2 protein-coding genes and 1 pseudogene are annotated in these 1,860 nt (G+C 37.2%); 2 read left to right on the forward strand and 1 reads right to left on the reverse strand.

The window, feature by feature from the left end; all coding sequences use genetic code 11:
* The first annotated feature begins 128 nt into the window (after positions 1-128).
* Entirely contained in the window at positions 129-809 is a 681-nt protein-coding gene (locus V757_RS29865) for an RHS repeat domain-containing protein (protein ID WP_023949744.1), read from the forward strand.
* An 18-nt stretch (positions 810-827) separates the two neighbouring features.
* Positions 828-1,388: a hypothetical protein gene (locus V757_RS18000; protein ID WP_147628836.1), complete on the forward strand. Its 561-nt coding sequence runs from the start codon at positions 828-830 to the stop codon at positions 1,386-1,388.
* A gap of 331 nt (positions 1,389-1,719) precedes the next feature.
* Here the strand turns inward: V757_RS18000 and V757_RS29870 are convergent.
* Positions 1,720-1,836, reverse strand: a pseudogene (locus V757_RS29870) (integrase core domain-containing protein); the annotation flags it as partial.
* Between the last annotated feature and the right edge of the window lie 24 nt (positions 1,837-1,860).

Below are 1,860 nucleotides of genomic sequence, written 5' to 3' on the forward strand. Positions count from 1 at the left end.
TCAGTGCTCAATTTAGCGGAGCAGTTAAAAAATGTGTCGACAAGCTTGCAAAAATTAGCTCGATGTGGCTAACAAGTTAGAGTGAGTCGAGAGAGGACCTAACCTCTCCCCCTAAACTATATCACTATGTGTGTGACCAGATAGGCACGCCGCAACTATTGCTGAACCAATCCCAAGAGGTGGTGTGGGAGGCCGAGTCCAAGGCATGGGGAGAGACCTATGTGGAGCCTAGAGAGGTGAAAGAGGGTGTGGTGAATAACCACCGTTTCCAAGGGCAGTACTATGATGAGGAGAGTGAGCTACATTATAATACGTTTAGGTATTATGACCCTGAGCTAGGTCGCTTTATCAGCCAAGACCCGATAGGGTTGATGGGTGGGATAAATGTGTACCAGTATGCGCCGAACCCTGTGGAGTGGGTCGATCCGTGGGGGTTGGCGAAATTCTCTGTTCTTGATGAGATAGCAATCCAAGCAGCAAAAGTTTTGCCGGAAAGAACAAGGAGTGCTGTTACTGTCGCTGTAGGTAGAGGAAAAAGCGGGAAATTATACGTTTCAACTAGTGAAAAAACTACAAGACCAGCAATTAGAGATTGGGCGAATAATAACAATATTATTAATGTAAATAGTAGAACAGAGAACATGCATGCTGAGGAATCTTTACGAAACTTTGCACCTGAAGAAATGTCAGAAATAGGTAGTAGTAAACCAATTTGCATAGACTGTGAAAATGGTATGAGAAAGAATAATATTGATTTTAATGAGGAAAATACTTCAGGTAAAAAATCAAAAAATAAGAGAAAACAGTAATCAATGTGGAATTTGGTAATGATTGAGAAAAAAGCAAATGAAAACTTAGTTAAAGACGCTTTAAATTCTTTAAGCTTTAAGCAACAAAAAAATTTTGGATTTTTTTGTATGGATAGAATTCAAAAGTTATATGAAGATGTAGATTCTCGTATCAAAATACAGGATATGAGTGAGGACTTAGAAAATGGCAAAGCGTTTGTTTTATTTAGATTTATCTATGATAGGCTGAAAAAAGAAGATGCTATAACACTAAAAGATCTTGAAAATTTAAGGAGAAAAAGTAATAGTTTGATACTTGATACAGATAACGTGTTTGATAGTACCACAGAAAATATACTTGCTAAAATTGTGTCAGAGTGCTTGTATACTTTTTTAAGTTTTTTAATAAATCACAAAGTTGATGACGTTTTTGATTGTGCAAGATTAATTATAGATATTATTAATGCACAAATCTCTGATTATTTTTTCACAAACATTGATGAAGATGATGAGAAATGTGAGAGTTTTCTAAGAAGTTTATTTGAAATTGAATATAGGATTCAACTAAGTGCTATAAAATTTAATTACAGAGGAGAATGAATCTCAGTTGAATTCATTAATAACGAAGACTACTATCTCTAAGGATGCTATAAAAACAATAGAAAATCTAAGAAAATTTTCCTAATTTTTCTCTTCTTCATCAGATTTAAACTAAACCTTCCAATGGGATGGACATAATCAATTACGGTAGAGTGGATGGCAAGGGGGAGCTTACGCACGGTGTACCTCTATGATGCGTTTGGGCGACGTATAGCCAAGCGAGTGAGGGCGGGTGAGCATCATCGGATGGTCCACAAACGTTGTATGACTGGGAGGGATTAAGCATTGCCTCCGAGGAGCCGTTGCTGTACCCATCCCATTTTTAGTACAACTATAAAGTAGAAACGGAATGTTTTTGTTTGTACATTAAAGGGGTGAGCCCCTTTAGTGCATCATGAGGTCTTTGCGTATTATAAATCGTTAACCACTCCTCGGTTAGTTGTTTAACCTGTTCTGAGTTGTTTTAAGAGGT

It is taken from the genome of Pelistega indica, assembly GCF_000506865.1.
Taxonomy (GTDB): domain Bacteria; phylum Pseudomonadota; class Gammaproteobacteria; order Burkholderiales; family Burkholderiaceae_B; genus Taylorella; species Taylorella indica.

What these genes read in the sequence shown, in the direction of transcription:
- V757_RS18000 (WP_147628836.1), top strand. Translation starts at nt 828, where the DNA reads ATGATTGAGAAAAAAGCAAATGAAAACTTAGTTAAAGACGCTTTAAAT.